Here is a 19,388-nt window from a genome sequence, read left to right on the forward strand (position 1 = left end):
TTCTCCTTAACCACGTTTGAACAGCAATTCGCTGCCATGAGTCACGAGTAATGCTTTTTGAATTTCATCTTCTTGATTAATGACAAAGTTTTTTTCTGCATCAAAAAGTGTTTCAACAAAATTGTAAACATTACGTGCGTATAGCGCAGATGCTTCCGTTGCAACAGTTGCAGGAATATTAGGAACACCTAAAATTTTCACGCCATTTTCTGTAACAGTTGTTTCACCACAAACTGAACCTTCTACATTGCCACCTGTTTCAACAGCCATATCTAAAATGACTGAACCTGGTTTCATTTTGGCAACGGTTTCCGCTTGAATTAATCGAGGTGCATCACGACCCGGTAAAAGCGCAGTGGTAATCACGATATCTGCATTAGAGACAGCCTTATCGACAATTGCAGCTTGATCACGAATATATTCTTCACCCGGCATCCAGCCATAACCATTTTTTGCAGCATCTGCAGCTTTTTGTTGTTCTTCGGCAGACATTGGAACGTCTAACCATTTACCGCCTAAAGATTCCACTTGGTCTTTTGCCGTTGGGCGTAAATCTGTTGCTTCAACAATCGCACCTAAGCGTTTTGCCGTTGCAATGGCTTGTAAGCCTGCAACGCCCACGCCCATAATGACCACGCGCGCAGGTTTTACTGTACCTGCTGCAGTCATGAGCATGGGGAACATACGTTGATATTCTGTAGCAGCCAAAAGCACAGACTTATAACCAGATAAGTTTGCTTGAGATGACAACACATCCATGTTTTGCGCACGAGATAATGTTCGAGGCAACAGCTCTAATGCAAAAGCAGAAACTTGTTTCGCTGCAAATTGATCCAATTCTGTATTACGGTAAGGATCAAACATTGCAACAACAGTTGAGTGTGGCGCTAACTTTTGAATTTCGTCACCTTTAGGCGCACGAACTTTCAAAATAATCTGACTGCCTGTATAGGCATCATCTACAATTTTTGCCCCAACTTGTTCAAAAGCACTATTAATATATGCTGCTTTCACACCTGCATTTCGTTCAATAACGACTGAATGTCCTGCACCAATCAACTTTTTTACAGTCTCTGGCGTAGCGGCAATTCGGTTTTCACCGACAATCGTTTCTGCTGGAATTCCTATCTGCATGAGCATCCCTCAAGCTAATTTTCCTTTAGTAAACACTGCAAATATGCAGCATTCCCCACAAGATATAATTTCTTTGCTTTTTTGGATTCTAATGAAAGTTTTTTAAATTACTACCTACTATTTATTTAATAAATATAGGAAATTTGAACTGACAATTCATAAAAAAAATAATGCTATTTTATAAACAACATGCATTTACTGAAGTGAAAATCTTATTTTTTATGTACTATTTTCAACCATTTTTACATTTAAGATATGAAGATTAACGGAATACGATGCTTATTTTTTTAGCTTAAAATTTAGACTGGAATTTCTGACAGAAAAGATCAACTTTTCAATAATTTTTTATTCTTTAAAATTTCTAACAACGATAGCCTTTTTATAGGTTTTTGTAGCACAATTTTTAATGGCATTGACTTAACTGACATTGTTTTATTTTTAAACAACACAAAAGAAATAGATTTAATTCAGTTTAATTTTGCATTATTAAATTCATAAAATTAAGAAGTATTTCTATAGTTAAAAGACAATGAAATTCAATTTATATTCCACACATCTAATGATTTAATGCTTTTGATAAATCTAAATGTTTCAAAAAATATATATTTAATCATTTAGACAATTTATAACGTTTCATTTATTGCACTCTTTTTGTGCACTCATAATTCCTAGAAAGATTTCATGCTTAACGTTTCATTCCAAGATGTTCTTGGTTCCATCATTATTTTGCATTTAACCTATTTTCAATAAGTCTTTATACTGCCTATAGCCATCTACCCTCCCTAAAATGTGCAGTACCCAATGAATTTATCTTTTACCAAAACGCAAGTCGGTACTATTTTTGCCGTTACAGCTGCATTTTTATTTAGTACCAAAGCAATCTTCATTAAACAAGCCTATGAACTTTCACCACTTGTTGATGGTACGGTTTTAATGGCTTTAAGAATGCTGAGTTCATTGCCTTTCTTTTTACTTTTAGTTTGGTTGAATCGTTCGCACAATAAAAATATTGCAGCTAAAGATTGGGGAATTTTAATTATTGCAGGCTTAATTGGTTATTACCTTTCAAGTTGGCTCGATTTTGCAGGACTGATGTACATTAGCGCCTCGCTTGAACGAATTATCTTATTTTTATATCCAACATTGACGGTTATTGCGACAAGCTTTATTTATAAGAAACCATTAAGTGCGAAAAGTATTTTTGCCATTGCTCTAAGTTATGGTGGTACTGTCATTGTGATGTTACAAGAGCAAAGTAATGTGCCACACGAAGGTAATTTTTGGTTAGGTGCAAGTTTAGTGTTCGCAAGTGCCATCAGCTTTGCAACTTACTTATTACTCACTCCACGCTTAATTAGTAAATTTGGCTCTTGGAACTTCAGTGGTTTGGCTTTAAGCATTGCCTGCATTGGGATGTTGACACACTATTATATTGCAACGCCCGATCCTATTGGCTTACTTATAGCCTTACCATCAAGTGTGATTTGGTATGGTATCGCCTTAGGCTTATTGGTCACGGTTTTACCGACTATTTTAGTCGCTCAAAGTATTGCCAGATTGGGCGCATCCCAAACAGCAATGATTGCTTCAATTGGTCCTATCCTCACCATTATCTTAGCAACATTATTTTTAGGTGAAAGCTTAAATACTATTCAATGGATTGGATGTGCTTTAAATATTATTGGCGTGCTTATGATTACTTTAGCCAAGAAAAAACTTGCATAAATACAATAAAGATCTCGTGTTATTTATGCAATTATACGGTACCCAATTAAGCTGATTCGCACTTTGCACAATCCGCTAAAATCTATTGAGTTAAATGCACACTCGGTAAATACCATGTTCGTTTGTCTTTAAGGAAAAAGAATGCAGTCTAAAATTGATATTAGCCAAGATAAAGCCTTACTTTGGTTAATGGCTATAGCGTGTGGACTGTGTGCGGGAGCGAACTATTACAGCCAGCCACTCATTAACTCAATACACGAATACTTTCAAGCACCTATTGATCAAGTTGCGCTCACTGTTACCTTTGCGCAAGTATCTTATGCATTAGGCTTACTTTTTATTGTGCCTGTAGGCGACATTGTAAATAAAACCAAGTTCATTCCACTATTGATGTTCATGGCATCTATCGGGCTTTTTTTATGCGCATTTTCAGTAAATCTTCCCATGTTATGGGTAGGTACAATTATGGCTGGACTATTTTCTGTTGCAGCCCAAGTCCTTATTCCATTTGCGACAATGAGCGTTGCACCTAAAAAAATTGGCGAAGTTGTTGGCCTACTCATGAGCGGTTTACTTGTTGGTATTTTACTCTCAACAAGTTTATCTGGACTACTTTCTAATTTATTTCATTGGAATGTGATTTATCTAGTCAGTGCCGTGCTCATGTTAATTATTGCGGTATTACTATCAACTCGTTTACCACAATTGCCCATTACAAAAATGAGCTATGGCAAAATTTTTAGTTCCATGCTCGATTTATTAAAACAGGAGCCTCGTTTAATTTTTCGTTCTTGTGTGGGTGGTTTTGCCTTTGCAGCGATGAGCGTATTGTTTTCAACCATTGCATTGTTGCTTAAATCATCCTTTGGCTTATCTGATATGACCGTAGGTATTGTGACATTAGTGGGTGTATTTGGTGCGCTATCGACCAAAAAAGTTGGGCAATTTGCTGACCGTGGTCATACCAAAACCATTACATGGGCAGGTATTTCAACCTTAGCTATAAGTTGGATTTTTCTTTATTTAGGACAGTATTATTTAATTAGTTACATTATTGGTTTTGGACTTATTAATCTTGGACTTGCCTTAGTTCATACCAGTAACCAAAATATTGTGTTTCGTCTACGTGAAGATTCAAAATCACGCATCAACTCAATTTATATGACCATGTACTTTATTGGCGGTGCAACGGGTTCAGCACTTGGTATTTATGCTTGGAGACATGGCGCTTGGGAAATGAGTTGTATTGTTGGCATTTGCTTAGTTATTGCCGCTGCAATTTTTGCGTTATTAGATAAAAAATATCTTTCAAAAGCTGAATAAAATTAAACTCTCTACTAATTAGGCTTTTTAACAAACAAAAGACTTAGTATTTTTCTCCAAACACCCCCTAATCAGCTAACGTAAAAATTAAGAAGGTTTCATACACTTTTCGGCGCACAAATTTTCAAACACTTACCTTTTAATAGAATTAACTAATATTGTTAATATATATTGTACTGTTTATTATAAATATTTATTATTTTGTTTCATTAATATTCAGACTAAAAACAAATCAAAATATTAAAAATCAGAACATTTAAATCTGTTTAATTTTATTAACCTAACAAAAAATTTCCTATTTTTTCAAATGTAAGATCCATCATCTTTAAACACTCAAAATTAGATTTTTTTTATAAACACCGTATAATTCGCATTCTTGTTATCTCATTCAGGTTTTTTATGTCTTCAATCCAGTCTTTAACGCCACGTATCTCAGTAGCACCTATGATGGATTGGACAACAAAAGACTATCGATTTTTTGCACGTCTATTTAACCCCAATATCATCATGTACACCGAAATGGTGACGACGGGTGCAATTCTATTTGGTGGCGCAAATCGTCATTTAGATTACAACAATGAAGAACATCCTATTGTTTTACAACTCGGTGGCTCGAATGCAAAAGACCTTGCGATCTGTACAAAAATGGCACAGGACTGGGGCTATGATGAAGTCAATTTAAACGTAGGTTGCCCGAGTGACCGTGTACAAAACAACAAAATTGGCGCATGTTTAATGGCAGAGCCTGACCTTGTTGCAGAATGTATTGCCGAAATGCAAAATGCTGTTGATATTCCTGTTACGGTAAAACATCGTATTGGGATTGATGACATGCAATCTTATGAAGAGATGCTGCATTTTGTAGATACTGTTGCAAAAACAGGCTGTAATAATTTTATCGTTCATGCCCGCATTGCTTTGCTACAAGGTTTATCACCAAAAGAAAACCGTGATGTTCCGCCTTTACGCTATGAAGATGTTTATCGTTTAAAGCAAGATCGTCCTAATCTTTTAATTGAGCTTAATGGTGGCGTGAAAACTTTTGATGAAACACAAGAACATTTAAAACATGTGGATGGTGTGATGATTGGTCGTGAGGCTTATCATAATCCATATTTATTGGCTGAACTCGGTCAATTATGGAATTTAGACCTGCCAAATCGTTTCGATATTATGGATCAAATGATGCCGTACATTGCTAAACGTATGGAAGAAGGCGCACCACTTTCAATTATCACTCGACATATTTTAGGCTTATTCCAAAACTTACCGGGTGCACGAAAATGGCGTCAGGCTTTAAGTGGCGGTAATGCAAAAACGTATGCAGATGTTGAAAATGCCATTCAAAATATTAAAGATGCAATGCAACGTACTGAAGAATATTTAAAAGAGAATGAACTTAAATAATGAAAAAAGCTCCCTTAAGGGAGCTTTTTTTAGATTTTAATTTATTACTGTATTTTTACACAAAGTTACATAAAACATATACAATTAAAATAATTCAAACAACCAAAGTAACCTTATGAATAAATTAAATATTTTTACGATAAGCGCTTTACTTATGTCTTTAAGCCATATCACTTATGCCAATGAAATTCTAGAAATTCAGGTTGAAAAAAGTCTGAATGTACCAAGAAAAAAAACAGAGCTCTTCTTCAGTCTATTGAAAAGGAAAAAAATGTAGAAATTCACTGCATCTTCAATAATATTCGCTACTTAACCAATGGTAAAATCTTAAGTGAACCATATTTTGACAAAAACTCAGTAACAATTGTGCAGTCTGCACCAATAGAATCTAACGAACCTCAAATATCAGTTCCACGACCATCTGATGTTTATTACTCAGAAAATTTAACAATTGAAATTCATAAGACGTTATTACCAAAAGTTGAATCAACACCAGATACGACTGCTAAGCCTTATGAGCCACCTTATAAGAAATGGCTGACTTATTACGCTACCGATCGAGCTTCAAAAGCTAAAAATGACCCCTATAAGCAATTTAGTAATCGAATTTATAAGGGTGAACGCTCTTATCAATTGGGGCAAGCCATCGTATCTGTGCCACTGAATAAAGAAATTGGAACAAGTGCCGTTAAAAAATTTTGGGAAATCAAAAATGATCCCTACAAGCATACATACTTGGTCGAAAATGAAATATTAAAACCAGTAGATTTCTATTCACGTATTCAGCAAAATCCGAATAAGAAAGCCTTTGTTTTACTTCATGGATATAACGTAAATTTTGCGAATGCTGCCATTCAAACAGCAGAGCTCGCACAAGACCTTAAATTTGAAGGTACACCAATATTTTATAGCTGGCCATCTAAAGCTCGACTTACAGGCTACCTAAAAGATCGTAAAACTGTTTTTAAATCTCAAGAAAAATTTGCAGCATTCATAAATGATTTTGTGGAAGAAGCACCTCAAGATCTCTACCTTATTGCGCATAGCATGGGAAGTGAAGCTTTACTAGCCACCATTCGTAAGGAGTTTCCTAAAAACCCTAAACTTCAACAACATGTTAAAGGCGTTATATTTGTAGCACCAGATGTAGCTACCATAGACTTCAGAAGTGCTTTGCAAGAACTAAAAGATTTCAATATTCCAGTGACTTTGTACGGTTCTGAAAAAGACTTAGCTTTAGCTATTTCAGAAAAAGTGAATAAATTGCCTCGCGCTGGCTATTTAAAACCATTAAAAGATCTAGTTGATTTAAATGGTATAGATCTTATTGATGCAAGCACAGTAAGAAGTGACTTCTTGGGACATGCGTTAAGTCCTATGGCTGAAGATATGAGTGATGTTATGGGAAATCTCTCAAAAGCAAACCAACGTTCTCGCTTAGAACCAGTCAATTTTGAAAAATGGACTTACTTTAACCTGCCTTCGTTTAAAAAATAATTTTCAATCACTTCGTTCTGAACAGTAATAGCTAAACTTGATCTAAGATTGGATTTAAGGAAATTTAGAATATAAATTAAATTTCCTTAATTATTCAACCTTAGATTAATCAAGCATTTTTGCTTTTTTATTGTTCCACAGAATATCTAGCTTTTTCAAAACCTCAGCAACCGCAACCATAGCGAAACTTGAAGTCACCACAACAGCAGAGCCATAACCGCCACAACGTAATCCTGCGCTTGGGCATACATCTGCGCTAGAAAAAGGATTATCAATAGAATAAACACAGGTAATACCAAACTTTTCTTTGGGCTTTTTACAAATACCTTTGCTACGTAATTGAGTTCGCAATTTTGCAAGCATTGGATCTTGTTCAGTTTTAGATAAATCTGCGACTCGAATTTTTAATGGATCGAGTTTCCCACCTGCTCCACCAGATACAATCAGCGGAATTTTATTAAAACGGCAATGCAACATCAGTGTAAATTTTGCTTTCACATCATCAATACAATCTAAAATTAAATCAGGCTGACCTTTTAAAATTTCAGAGACGTTTTCAGGTGTTAAATAATCATCTATTAAATTAATTTTTATTCTTGGATTAATTGAACGACAACGCTCTGCCATCACTTCAATTTTTTCATGCCCCAAAGTAGATGTCATTGCAGGAAGCTGACGATTAATATTAGATGCTGCAACGACATCCATATCAACTAAAGTTAATTCGCCAATACCAGTACGTGCAAGCGCTTCAACAGCCCAAGAACCAACACCACCAATACCGATCACCATTACATGACTTTTTTCATAATGATTAAAGGAATCATCACCGTATATTTTAGCGACACCAGCAAAACGGCGATCATATTCATCATCTTGAAGAAGTTCAGTCATTGCACTATAAAATCTAAATTAAAACTGAGTTTATTTTACTGTGTTTCACATCATTCGTCTTGTTTATCAACTTTAATTTTTTATGATGATAAAATGTAAATTTATTCTTGAATTGCTAAAGCTTGAAAGGAATTTCTCCAAAGCTGCTCGGCTAATTCTTCATTTTTGATATTTAAATTTTGAGCTAAACCCGCTAATACAAAAGGCAAATTTACAGGTGTATTTCTTGTTTTTGTTCCATCTGATGCCTGACAACATAGTGGTGTCATATCTGGACAATCTGTTTCAAGCACAAGATTTTCAATGCCTATTGCATGTACAACTTGATGCAATTTTTTTGCATTTGGATTGGTGATTTGACCTGTAACACCAATTTTAAAACCCAATTTAACAAATGCTTTTGCCTCTTCTATTCCACCACTAAATGCATGCGCAATACCACCATTTTTAAAATGATGATGTTTCAAAATCGCGAGAACATCGGCATGTGATTTTCGAATATGTAACAAAATAGGCTTCTCAAATTGTTGGGCAAAATCTATTTGAGCGGTAAAAAAATCTTTTTGTTTTTGATAAATTTCAGGTGCTTTGTGTTGTTTCAAGAAAGTGTCTAAACCTATTTCCCCAATCGCGACACAATTTCCACTTTTTAATAATTTTTCAAGTGAATCGAGATGTTCTTTTTGATGATTTTCAATATAAAAAGGATGTAAACCTGGAGCAATATGACTTTGAGGAGCAGAATCTAAACCATTTAAAAACTGATGTATTCTTAATAAATCATTAAATCTAGATTCTAAAAAACCAATCAAAACTAAGTGTTCAACCCCTCGACTTTTTGCCGCATAAGCAAGTTGCTCCCGATCATGATCAAAATCGGGAACATCAAAATGTGTATGCGTATCAAAAAGCCGAACGGTCATATGCTTTTATTTAGTTTCTTTTGCAACAACTTCACTTGCTGCTGATACAGGTTTCGAAGAAAGTTCTGGTAAATATCTCGCTTTAATAATACCGTTTAATTGCTCATATGGAATAACTAAACGAGGTAGTCCTACAACATAGGGACCTATTTCATATTCAGCATATTGCAAAATTAAGCCTTTTTTACCTAAGTTAAAATTATCAGATAACTTAAACTTCCAAGCTTGCTCATATTCTTCAACATTTGTGGCAATTTCAGATTCAATAACCCATGCTTTAAATGCCTCATATGCTTTAGCATCTAATTCTTTTAATTTATCTTTTTCGACAATATCGCTTAATTTAACTTGCTTATTGGTCTCTAAATCAAAATTGAAATACGTTTGAGATGATGAACCATGCGCTCCACCCAAATAATGACTACTATTCAATACAACTGTAGCCAACGGTCCTTCAGAGTTTAGAATTTTAGGCTTAATCATTAAATTAATACTATGATTTGCACTTAATGCTTTAATTTCAGCATCTAAACTTAAAAATGATTTTGTATAAGGTGCAACTTTTTGCTCAAGCAGCATTTTTGGCGTCTGTACATCTTTCACACTAACTTCAGAACTTACTTGAGCAACAGATGCACTTGTTGCTTCTTTCTCTTGATTTGGCGCAAGTGTTACAACTTCTTTTAAAATCTCTAAAATTTTCTGATCTATCACTTGATCAATAAACTTATGATTCGTATTTAGACGTTCTATATCAAGTTCTGGGCAATTTTTATCTTTGCATTCAGGTAAATTTAGTGACAATTTTTCATTATCACCAACAAGCTCAAATTTCTGTTGATCTACTTGAGTTTGTGGAGCATCTTCTTGTTTTTCCGTCTGTTTTGGCTGACAAGCACCAAGCGAAATTGCAATTGCCAACGTACTCATGACGAATATAGTTTTGTTTTTTAACATTGAGTAAACCTACTTTTTCATCTCTCAATTATTTAATGCAATATCAAATAATTATTCTGACCTGAAACTAAAACATATTTTTATAGATTACAGGTTTTACAACTTGTTGAGTTTGTGCTTTAGTTAAGTAAATATCAAGCTGTTGTGCATCTTTAACAACTTCATTTGTTCTCAAGTGTAAACCAATTCCTTCATGATCGAAGAACCAGTCAGATTGCCCCCATCTTAATTTTTGGGGTGCTTTTTCTTGAACAAATGAATCTTGCTTTTTCAACCATTCTTGATAGGCTTTTTGCACAAAACCATCCATCTTGAGTTGTTGTTTTTCATCAATAATATCTAATATTTTGAGTGCTTTTTGCTGCTTTCGATCTGCCGCAAAAAAGTAGTAACGCTCTGTGACTTTAGCACCTTCTTGTTTTGAATCTAATCCAACTTGCAACAAAATAAACTGGTTGCGCTGATAAGCCATGCGTGTATACATTGCCAATTCAAAAGCAGTATTCGTTTTTTGTTCTGATTGCCAAGCATCCGATTTTTTCACATAAGCATTGATCGCTTGCTGTAAATTCATGTCTTGATTTAAGCTAATTTGGTCTTGAACAACCCTTGCCTGATTTTTCTCAATCCATGAATTTAGCCAAGTATCTTGTGTCTGAATACTTTGAATATCAATATCAATGCAATTTTTATTTTCACAAAATGGCAAAGCGAAATCGGCACTTTGTTGCTTAATATTAAGATAGGGTAATATATCAGGATTCGCTGAATTTACTGTTGCTTCAGGCTCCTGACCTGCTTTGTCTTTATGTTCAGATGATGAATCACAAGCACCCAAGGTCAAACTAGTTGCAACCAAAATTGCATATGAAAGTTTCTTATTCATCTAAACTTCTCTTATTTATTTTAAAACTCATACTACATAATAAAACAGCTTCCATTGGAAGCTGTTTACTTTTCACATCTAAATATTAATGTTCACGTGTATTACGGAACTGAATATCTGGATATCGTTCTTGCATTAACTGTAAATTTACACGGCTTGGTGCAAGATAGGTTAAGTGACCACCACCATCTACAGACAATTGGTCATGTGCTTTTTTCTTAAATTCGTTGAATTTCTTTTCATCATCACATGCAACCCAACGTACTGTATTAATATTTACAGGCTCGTACACGCAATCTACTTTGTATTCTTCTTTCAAGCGGTATGCAACCACTTCAAACTGAAGTACACCTACAGCACCAACAATTAAATCATTGCTGTTTTGTGGCATGAATACCTGTGTTGCACCTTCTTCTGAAAGCTCTTTCAAACCTTTTTGAAGTTGTTTAGATTTCAAAGGATCTTTTAAACGTACACGGCGGAACATTTCAGGTGCAAAGTGAGGAATACCTGTAAATTGGAGTTTTTCACCCGAAGTGAAAGTATCGCCAATTTGAATTGTACCGTGGTTATGAAGACCAATAATATCACCTGGCCAAGCTTCTTCTAAATGCTGACGATCACCTGCTAAGAAGGTTAAAGCATCACTGATACGCACATCTTTATCTAAACGTACATGCTTCATTTTCAGACCTTTTTCATAACGACCTGAACAAATACGCATGAATGCAATACGGTCACGATGTTTCGGATCCATATTCGCTTGAATTTTAAAGACAAAACCTGTGAAGCCTTCTTCTGTCGCTTCAACTTTACGGTCTGCTGTAGGATGTGCTTTAGGCTCAGGCGCATATAAACTAAATGCGTCGAGTACATGGTCTACACCAAAGTTACCTAAAGCTGTACCAAACAATACTGGTGTTTGACGACCCGCTAAGAACTCATCACGGTCTAATGGATCATTGGCCATTTGTACAAGTTCTAAAGACTCTTCAAATGCAGCCCAAGCAAGCTCACCTACTTTTTCACGAAGGTCTGGATAGTCATACCCATCACGTACTTCAATATCGGTAATAACTGAGCCAAAACCTGCTTTATAAACATAAAACTTTTGTTCAATTAAATTAAATACGCCCGCAAAATCACGACCTGTACCTAAAGGCCATGTAAGTGGAACACATTTAATTTTTAGGACGTTTTCAATTTCATCTAGCAGTTCTAATGGTTCACGAATTTCGCGGTCCATTTTGTTAACAAAAGAAACAATAGGCGTGTCACGCATGCGACACACATCCATGAGTTTAATGGTACGGTCTTCGACACCTTTTGCACCATCAATCACCATTAATGCAGAGTCTACTGCTGTTAATGTACGATATGTATCTTCAGAAAAGTCTTCATGCCCTGGTGTGTCTAGCAGGTTAATCATCTTGTCTTTAAATGGGAACTGCATAACAGACGTGGTAATAGAAATACCACGTTCTTTTTCCATTTCCATCCAATCCGATGTTGCAGCACGATCAGATTTACGGCTTTTCACCATACCTGCAACTTGAATCGCCTGTCCCCACAACAACAGTTTTTCTGTCATTGTCGTTTTACCCGCATCGGGGTGGGAAATAATAGCAAATGTACGTCGTTGCGCGACTTGATCTGCTAATTCTTGTTTAAAGCTCATTAAATACACCTACTGCAGAAACTCGCAGCGCAAAGATCAAAGTGATCAATATTAAAAATTGGCAATATTGTATCAGATTTACTTTAACGAGTTCGAATCTTCATAATCAATCATAAATTCAATGCAGTCCCATTATTCATAATTTAAAAATAAAAAACGATTAATAACATTCCTTTTCTTAGCCCTCAAATATAAAAAAGCAAACTAAAGTTTGCTTTTTTATTGTATTCATCATTTAGAAAATTATATGATTTATTAAAATGAATACTTTAAATTGAAATTAATCGAATTCTTAATATTATATCGACCACCAAATGAGCGCTCCACATCCAAACCTGCACTCACCCTATCTTTAATATTTACACTACTACCAAATGAGACCAATACACGATCATCCTTCTCATGATCATAATAATAGCTATTGATTCTATCAGTTAAAATATTTTGACGATTTGTGGCTAAGTCTTTTTCGTAATCAACACCCATATGTATTTGCCATTTATTTTTGGTTGTATCTATAAATTTTCCAATATGCAGACCTGCGCGCCCAACTAGCATGCTATAGCTAGGTGTTTCCATTTTCATCGGTGAACCTTGTTCATCAACCCATTCAAATGATTTTTCTGACACATGTCCATAAACCAGTTTAATTTGTGGCTCAACATATATAGTCGACGCTGGTTTAAATCGATAACCAACCTCAGTTTCTAATTGAATAGAGTCATGATTACCCTTTGTTTCACCCATATTTTCAATATTAAGCTTGTAATCATTATTATGATGTACGTATTTACCTAGCACATCAATATAAGCACCTGAATTAGCAATGTACGATCCATATAGACCTACCCCATATGACTTTGAGTTGATGCTGTATTGTTTATTACTCGTTTCACCCAATGTCATTGAGCCAGTCACACCCGCAAATAGCTGACCTTTTTTTGTATCAATAACTTGATCAAATCCTAATTGCATATGTTGATATTTATCTTTTTCTACTTGATCACTTTCACCTTCACTTGACTTCACTCGCCCCCATGCACCATAGTTTGCACCATTAAGAGAACGTAGCTCACCTACGCGTTGATCTAAACTCCCTAGATCCTGAATAAAATAATTATAATCAGCATTCATAAAGCTATTTGCAACTGAAGCAACATCTTCATTAGCAATTGTTGCAACTTGTGTTAAACGCCATTCTTTCTAATTTTCATTTATTTCCGTCTTCAATTGAGGCTGTAATGAACTAAATCCTTGTAAGATAGGTTGTGCTTTAAATAAATTATCAGCGGTTTCCAATGGTGCAGACACTAATAAAACATCAAACCCTTTGGTAATATCTACATTTTTATTTTTCAATAAACCAATTTCTAATTGATTATTAAGTCCTTCTGCTTTTTTATTAATAAGAATTTTGTCACTATTCTTTGCATCAGTGCCTAATGTAAAATTAGTGTTATTCGCATTCAAGTAATCAAGTGTTAATGTTGAAAACTGGTCGCTTCCTTTTATAGGCGCATCAAATTTCAAAGTACTATTAGTTGTATTTAACGTTCCGACCGTTGAATCACCTGTATTTACCCAGTTATTATTTACAAGATTTACGATACTTGATGCGGCATTCATTTGACCATAATGACTTTGTAATAGACCATCTTTTTCACCTAAAGTGATCTGATTCAATCCTTGAGCAAAAATATCACCATAACTTTGAGTTCCTGCTGCAATATTCACATTACTATTTTGCTCTAAATTAATATTTTTAAATTGATAGTTTCCAACGCCATTAGATCTACTTAAGAAATTAAGATTCCCTGAACCAACATTAAATTCACCATTACCTTTTAAATCTTCTGAAACCGTTAAATCCGCTTCCATTAATTGAACATTTGTATCAACTAATGTACTCGCTGAATTCCATTGATGAATACCTTTGTTCAACTCAATTTGACTATTCTCAGCCAAAACCCCACCAGACCAATTTTCTTTAACTATTGCCTTACTGTCCTGAAGAGCAATGATACCGTCATATTTCGCAGAAGAATTTGTTCCATCACCCAAATTAACCTGACTGTTAGATATTGCTGTAATATCGCCATTCAATTGTCCCGCATCACTTAAATTTAAAGTACTGCTCGCTAATTTAAGAGGTGCATCAACCGTTAATTGTGATTCTTTTATATCAAGACTAGAATTAACAAACTCACTAGGCTCAACCCAATTTTGCTTACCCTTAATTAATTCTATTTTGCTTTCAAGTGCCTGAACACCTCCTTCCCAATAATCTTGCACAAAAGCATCACTATTTTCCAACGCCATGAAACCGTAATACTTACTTTCACGGTTTCCATTTACAGATAAACCAGTCTCGATTTTTTGGATGTCTTTTGCAATTCCTACTGTATTTAGTGACTCATTATAATCGACATTATCACCATCATTCGTGTCTACAAATGCATTATCACTACCAATTTTAATAATACTATTTTGAGAAAAAACATCTCCCATTAAGGTCGCATTTCGACCTAGCGTAAAGTCTGTATTTAATAAGTTTAATTGTTTTAATTTAAAGTTCCTATTTTCCCAATCACTTTGAGTTAAATACGTTGCTTTATTATCACTACCAATAGCATGGCTAATTGCATGCCCTTGAAATACCAACGCACCACTTTCTTTAGTAAATTGATTGTTTTCTAAATCTAATGAACCATCAATAATAAAACTTTGATTTGCTTGGGTCGGTTGTGCTTTATTCGCTATATCTATATTTCCGGTGATTCGACCATGATAAATATAATTATTCTTATCTGAGTTAAATTGGATATGCGCTGTAGTATTACTCGAGTTGTTTAAAACAGCACCATGATCCGTTGCACGAATACGGTTAAAAATTAAATCATTACCATTTACATCTAATTCCCCACCTCTAAACCCCCAAACAATGTTGTCAGCATTAATCTGCTTAGAATCAGTTAATACTACTTTAGGACGCCCACTTACAATACGTATTGAATTAAATGCCTGAACATTGCCATTTGTATCTGCTTGCTGAGCAAGGATGGTCACGCCATCACCAGTGTTCAAATCACCTTTATTTACACCTGTGCCACTAATAATCAATGTACCCTCACCCAAACGATGAAGAGCATCCCCAGCAACACCATCAATTTGCCATTCTACAGTTTTATCTTTTTCTACAATAATTCCTGCACCTTGCCAATTTGAATCATTATTACTTTTTACTACTGCATCACTTTTAAATGTAATGGATCCAGCACCTTGGTGAATATTATTTTCCAATATTATTGTAGATTGAACATTATCTACATTAGTAAATATTAAATTCTTTCCATCATTTAAAGCTATTTTTATATTTGTATTTGAACTTTTACCTTGTGCAGAAAAATGGGCACCTTTTTGCGAAATCGAAGCTCCACCATTTGCATTTGTCGAATACCATTTTGCCACATCCATACCATTCAATTGTATTTCCGCTGCTGTATCTTCTAAAAATTTATCTTCAGTAAAATCATAACTTGGTATTGTCCATGATTGCCCTACTAGCATAGTAGAGTTTGCCCATGTTTGCGCCGCATATCCAATCACAATCCATTTTTTTTCTAACGCATCATAAGCAAATAAAGGACTACCACTATCACCACTAGCAATATTAATAGATAAAGGATAATTATCATTAGCCTCTTGGCTTTGAGGATTTTTTACATGACTAAGAATAGCCCAACCATTATACTTCACTTCAGCAGGAAGTCGTACCGTACCTCCTGTAATATGATTATATGCCGATGAACTTGGCACAACATTCCCATCAATACTTACGGGTGTATCAAGCCCCTTAGAATTGACTAGTTTTGGTGTTCCTGTACCAGTTCTATATAAAGCAATATATCGATTTGAATCAAAAAATGATTCTGCCTTTGCTACAGTTGCTCCCCCCTTCATCACATCAGTGTATTGCACTGGTGCAACTTCCGTTACAATTTTATTTAACCTAGGAGTATGATAATCAGCACTTGCAAACTCATTTCGATCAACAAGCGTATACAAAGCATCACTGGCTGATCCAAATCTGACATCCTGATACCCTACATTATGTTGCACTCCTGCAATATATCCAGGTGCGATAAGAGTCCCCACTCTCAATTTAATATCTGATGCACTAAAATCAGGCATAGGTACCTCATCTAAAGTACCGATTTGTATTCCATCTTTATTAAAAATAGGAATATTTTCTGCCCCTGGCTGAAATACTCCCTTATTAGAACCAAAATCTTTATAAGTTTGATATGGAATATCATCCCTAACAGCAGCTGCATTCAACTCTCTGGTTGATAAACTTGAAACTAGTGCAGCAGACATTACTACACCAACCACACTCGGAATTGAGGCTGCTAATTTATTTTTTATATATTTGTTTTTATTTAATATTTTTTCAAAATTAAAAAAATAGAAACTTTTATTACATTTATTTAAGTAATGATATTTTTTATGATGCATCTTCAATAGTGCCTTTTACATTCACAAGAATAAAATAATTAATTAACAAAAGGTCATCTTGTTATATAAATTATCATTTGGTTTTATTTTTGTGAAATGTATCACACTATGTTGATTTTATACAACATAATTAATGAATAAAAAACCACCTACTTTCTTTGTAAAAATAGGCAGTTCTTTATTCATAAAATTTGAATCTATTCTTTCAATTAGGCTTATTTCTTAATTGCTCCAAGTCATCAATAGGCATTGGCATACCCAATAAAAAACCTTGGAGTTGATGGCAACCCAAACGGGTTAATACATCTTTTTGGAATTCTGTTTCAACCCCTTCCGCTGTTACAGTTAATCCTAAATTTGTTGCCAGCTTAATAATACTTTCTAAAATCAATTCATCTTTACTGTTTTGATCTAAATCTTTAATAAATGCACGATCAATTTTCAGCTCATCTACAGGTAATTGTTTTAAATATAAGAAACTTGAATGTCCTGTCCCAAAATCATCAATCGCTAATTTAATACCCATTTGACGCAAACGTATAAAGCTACGCAAGCTTGTATCTATATGATGCATTGCTGTTGATTCTGTAATTTCAATCATCAGCCGATCACTTTGAATTTGATAACGACTAAAGAGATTTTCTAAAATTGAAAATAAATTTTTATGTTCAAATTGAATAGCTGATAAATTCACTGCCAATGGGAAGAAATTCGTCTGATTTGTTTTTTCCCAAATTTGAATTTGTTTACATGCCTCTTCAAGCACCCAATAGCCCATTTGAATAATCAAACCAGTTTTCTCAGCACCACGAATAAACATATTCGGACCCAATAAACCATGTACAGGATGATTCCAGCGAATAAGCGCTTCAACACCACAAACTTCGTCTGTGCTGGTTTTAAATTTAGGTTGATAAAACAGGATAAATTGTTGTTCTTCTACTGCTTTGTATAAATCATTAATGAGTTTAGTTTGACTTTTTGACTCTGACTGAACATCACTATAACTATAGAGGCTATAAGTATTACGTCCTTGTTTTTTTGAATTTAACATTGCCGAATCGGCATTCATAAGTAGGTCTTGTAAGTTATTACCATGTTCTGGAAATAATGCGATTCCAATACTAATGGAAATATTAATTTCTTTACCTACAATCGAAAAACCCTCTTGAACAATTTGATGAATACGTTCAGCTGTGTAAGTGGCATATTCGAGCGTTGAATCTTCAATCACAAGTAAGAATTCATCTCCGCCGATACGAAGTAGTTTTTCATGACTTGCAAGTTGCTTATGAATTTTATTGGCAAACTGAATTAATAATTGATCACCAACATGATGTCCAAAAACATCATTTACCGCTTTGAAACGATCTAAATCGATATATAAGAATGCACTTTTTCCTTGAGTCAAACGCTGTTGTGAAAAAAGAATATGAGCATAATCTGTCAGAAATAATCGATTAGGTAATTTCGTTAAATTATCTTGTAATGATTGATTTGCTAACTCTCGGTTTGCACTTATCAACTCTTTATTTCGTTCTTCAAGGCGCTGCTCTAATAATGCAATAATCAATGAAACAGCTAAAACCAAACTGGTAACGAATATAATTAAGAAGAAAATGATACCCTGGTTTTGTTGCGCAACAATTTCAGAATTTGAAGCTGAATTTAGATGAAATGATACTGCAGTCATGCCCGTATAGTGCATACCAACAATGGTCAGTGCCATCATAATTGCTAATAAAAACTTATACCAAGCCTTATTTAGCACCGCATTTTTATATCTAAATAAGAGCCAAAATGTAAGCCCTGAACCACTAATCGCAATTAAAACAGAAAAAGTGACAACCAATAAATCATAATGACTTGAATAGCCATCAATAATTAGCCCCATCATTCCTAGATAATGCATTCCAGAAATACCCAGCCCCATTAGCACAGAACCTAGCATTAACTTAGGTAGAGTAAGCGTTTGTTGAGTGGTTAACCAAACAGCAAAACTAGATGCAATAAAGGCAATTAATAAAGACACAATGGTTAAGGTATAATCGAAATAATATCCATTGGGTAAATGACATGCCAACATACCAATAAAGTGCATGAGCCAAATGGCAATTCCGAAGAAAAACCCACTGAGTAAAATAATAATTTTTTTATAATTTGTATTGTGTTGCATACTTTTAGATAAAGTACTTTCTACAGACAAAGCAATGTAACAAGCAAGAATAGAAATAACTATTGAGCCTATAACCAAATCAACATCATAGTGAATAGGAAGCATAATTAGCCTCTGCATTTATTTTTTTATTGTTTTTCACCATATACAAATTTATGTACTCATCTCTAAAGTGTACGGAACTTTCGCGTAAAGAAACATAAAATGCTAAACCTAGAATGTTATACAATTCACTAAAGGTCAAACACTTATCATATTTATTTCCATGTTTTA

The 19,388-nt window shown here is 34.5% G+C and carries 13 protein-coding genes; 4 read left to right on the top strand and 9 right to left on the bottom strand.

All coding sequences use genetic code 11. From position 1 onward, the window contains the following. Positions 1 to 6: 6 nt before the first annotated feature. Positions 7 to 1,134: a Re/Si-specific NAD(P)(+) transhydrogenase subunit alpha gene (locus tag A6M14_RS09310; RefSeq protein ID WP_152874672.1), complete on the bottom strand. Its 1,128-nt coding sequence runs from the start codon at positions 1,132 to 1,134 to the stop codon at positions 7 to 9. An 801-nt stretch (positions 1,135 to 1,935) separates the two neighbouring features. On the opposite strand from A6M14_RS09310, the gene A6M14_RS09320 reads away from it, so the two are divergent. From A6M14_RS09320 to A6M14_RS09335, 4 genes are all read left to right on the top strand, one after another. Continuing rightward, entirely contained in the window at positions 1,936 to 2,859 is a 924-nt protein-coding gene (locus A6M14_RS09320) for a DMT family transporter (RefSeq protein ID WP_152874673.1), read from the top strand. Positions 2,860 to 3,000: 141 nt separating this feature from the next. After that, positions 3,001 to 4,182 carry an MFS transporter gene (locus A6M14_RS09325; RefSeq protein WP_152874674.1) on the top strand — a complete coding sequence of 394 codons (1,182 nt, stop codon included), beginning with the start codon at positions 3,001 to 3,003 and terminating at the stop codon, positions 4,180 to 4,182. A gap of 399 nt (positions 4,183 to 4,581) precedes the next feature. Continuing rightward, entirely contained in the window at positions 4,582 to 5,589 is a 1,008-nt protein-coding gene (dusA, locus tag A6M14_RS09330) for a tRNA dihydrouridine(20/20a) synthase DusA (RefSeq protein ID WP_152874675.1), read from the top strand. A gap of 366 nt (positions 5,590 to 5,955) precedes the next feature. Next, on the top strand, positions 5,956 to 7,086 hold the full coding sequence (locus A6M14_RS09335; RefSeq protein WP_152874676.1) for an alpha/beta hydrolase: 1,131 nt from the start codon (positions 5,956 to 5,958) through the stop codon (positions 7,084 to 7,086). 105 nt (positions 7,087 to 7,191) lie between these two features. Here A6M14_RS09335 and A6M14_RS09340 read toward each other — a convergent pair whose 3' ends face one another. From A6M14_RS09340 to A6M14_RS09375, 8 genes are all read right to left on the bottom strand, one after another. After that, positions 7,192 to 7,980 carry a tRNA threonylcarbamoyladenosine dehydratase gene (locus A6M14_RS09340; protein WP_152874677.1) on the bottom strand — a complete coding sequence of 263 codons (789 nt, stop codon included), beginning with the start codon at positions 7,978 to 7,980 and terminating at the stop codon, positions 7,192 to 7,194. 101 nt (positions 7,981 to 8,081) lie between these two features. Further along, positions 8,082 to 8,903, bottom strand: a complete 822-nt coding sequence (locus A6M14_RS09345; protein WP_152874678.1) for a TatD family hydrolase — start codon at positions 8,901 to 8,903, stop codon at positions 8,082 to 8,084. A gap of 6 nt (positions 8,904 to 8,909) precedes the next feature. Next, the gene (locus tag A6M14_RS09350; RefSeq protein WP_152874679.1) at positions 8,910 to 9,860 is read right to left on the bottom strand and encodes an RsiV family protein; all 951 of its coding nucleotides are present in this window, start codon (positions 9,858 to 9,860) and stop codon (positions 8,910 to 8,912) included. 67 nt (positions 9,861 to 9,927) lie between these two features. After that, entirely contained in the window at positions 9,928 to 10,746 is an 819-nt protein-coding gene (locus A6M14_RS09355; protein WP_152874680.1) for a hypothetical protein, read from the bottom strand. An 85-nt stretch (positions 10,747 to 10,831) separates the two neighbouring features. Next, positions 10,832 to 12,424, bottom strand: coding sequence for a peptide chain release factor 3 (locus A6M14_RS09360; RefSeq protein WP_152874681.1), 1,593 nt, complete (start codon positions 12,422 to 12,424; stop codon positions 10,832 to 10,834). 255 nt (positions 12,425 to 12,679) lie between these two features. Continuing rightward, entirely contained in the window at positions 12,680 to 13,558 is an 879-nt protein-coding gene (locus A6M14_RS09365; protein WP_152874682.1) for an autotransporter outer membrane beta-barrel domain-containing protein, read from the bottom strand. Between the two features lie 69 nt (positions 13,559 to 13,627). Next, positions 13,628 to 16,939 carry a S6 family peptidase gene (locus A6M14_RS09370; RefSeq protein WP_152874683.1) on the bottom strand — a complete coding sequence of 1,104 codons (3,312 nt, stop codon included), beginning with the start codon at positions 16,937 to 16,939 and terminating at the stop codon, positions 13,628 to 13,630. Positions 16,940 to 17,144: 205 nt separating this feature from the next. After that, a complete protein-coding gene (locus A6M14_RS09375; RefSeq protein WP_152874684.1) occupies positions 17,145 to 19,220 on the bottom strand; it encodes a bifunctional diguanylate cyclase/phosphodiesterase in 2,076 nt (691 codons plus the stop codon). Between the last annotated feature and the right edge of the window lie 168 nt (positions 19,221 to 19,388).

The organism is Acinetobacter portensis (assembly GCF_009372215.1).
Taxonomy (GTDB): Bacteria; Pseudomonadota; Gammaproteobacteria; order Pseudomonadales; family Moraxellaceae; genus Acinetobacter; species Acinetobacter portensis.

Coding starts and splice junctions, on each gene's coding strand:
- A6M14_RS09325 (WP_152874674.1), top strand. CDS start 3,001: ATGCAGTCTAAAATTGATATTAGCCAAGATAAAGCCTTACTTTGGTTA.
- dusA (WP_152874675.1), top strand. CDS start 4,582: ATGTCTTCAATCCAGTCTTTAACGCCACGTATCTCAGTAGCACCTATG.
- A6M14_RS09340 (WP_152874677.1), bottom strand. CDS start 7,980: ATGACTGAACTTCTTCAAGATGATGAATATGATCGCCGTTTTGCTGGT.
- A6M14_RS09355 (WP_152874680.1), bottom strand. CDS start 10,746: ATGAATAAGAAACTTTCATATGCAATTTTGGTTGCAACTAGTTTGACC.
- A6M14_RS09360 (WP_152874681.1), bottom strand. CDS start 12,424: ATGAGCTTTAAACAAGAATTAGCAGATCAAGTCGCGCAACGACGTACA.
- A6M14_RS09350 (WP_152874679.1), bottom strand. CDS start 9,860: ATGTTAAAAAACAAAACTATATTCGTCATGAGTACGTTGGCAATTGCA.
- A6M14_RS09370 (WP_152874683.1), bottom strand. CDS start 16,939: ATGCATCATAAAAAATATCATTACTTAAATAAATGTAATAAAAGTTTC.
- A6M14_RS09345 (WP_152874678.1), bottom strand. CDS start 8,903: ATGACCGTTCGGCTTTTTGATACGCATACACATTTTGATGTTCCCGAT.
- A6M14_RS09320 (WP_152874673.1), top strand. CDS start 1,936: ATGAATTTATCTTTTACCAAAACGCAAGTCGGTACTATTTTTGCCGTT.
- A6M14_RS09365 (WP_152874682.1), bottom strand. CDS start 13,558: ATGAATGCTGATTATAATTATTTTATTCAGGATCTAGGGAGTTTAGAT.
- A6M14_RS09375 (WP_152874684.1), bottom strand. CDS start 19,220: ATGCTTCCTATTCACTATGATGTTGATTTGGTTATAGGCTCAATAGTT.
- A6M14_RS09310 (WP_152874672.1), bottom strand. CDS start 1,134: ATGCAGATAGGAATTCCAGCAGAAACGATTGTCGGTGAAAACCGAATT.